This window comes from Pseudoalteromonas sp. S3260, from assembly GCF_005886925.1.
GTDB classification, from domain to species: Bacteria; Pseudomonadota; Gammaproteobacteria; order Enterobacterales; family Alteromonadaceae; genus Pseudoalteromonas; species Pseudoalteromonas tetraodonis.
This window is the reverse complement of sequence record NZ_PNCV01000194.1, coordinates 1-450: the sequence shown is the minus strand read 5'-3', so window position 1 is coordinate 450 and position 450 is coordinate 1. Positions and strand designations below refer to the sequence as shown.

1 pseudogene is annotated in these 450 nt (G+C 39.6%); it reads left to right on the top strand.

Going from position 1 to position 450, the window contains the following annotated elements:
- Window positions 1–91: 91 nt before the first annotated feature.
- Window positions 92–450, top strand: a pseudogene (locus tag CWC14_RS18130) (IS982 family transposase); the annotation flags it as partial.

Below are 450 nucleotides of genomic sequence, written 5' to 3'. Positions count from 1 at the left end.
TAACCTGAGCTGCACATAAGAAATGGAACTAAATGCCCTTGCGGTGATCAGATCTTTCGACCAAGAAACATAAGATTACCGAGGCAAGGGCATGAATAACTTAGATGCAATTTACGTAGATGTCGATGATTTTTGTTTATTGTTTGAACCTCAGTGGCTTACACACCTAATAGAATCAGGTGAGAAGCAACGCATTAAGCCGTCTCGACTATCCTCTAGCGAAGTGATGACTATATTAATTGCCTTTCATCAATCAGGTTATCGCGACTTTAAAACTTACTACACCAAATTTGTTTGTCAGTATTGGCGACATTATTTTCCTGATTTAGTCAGTTATACACGTATGTTGAAGTTACTTCAGGCCACGTTACCTGCTCTGTGTAGCTATCTGAAGCAGCGCTTTGATAAACCAACAGGCATTGCATTTATCGATTCTACTTCTCTCAAGGT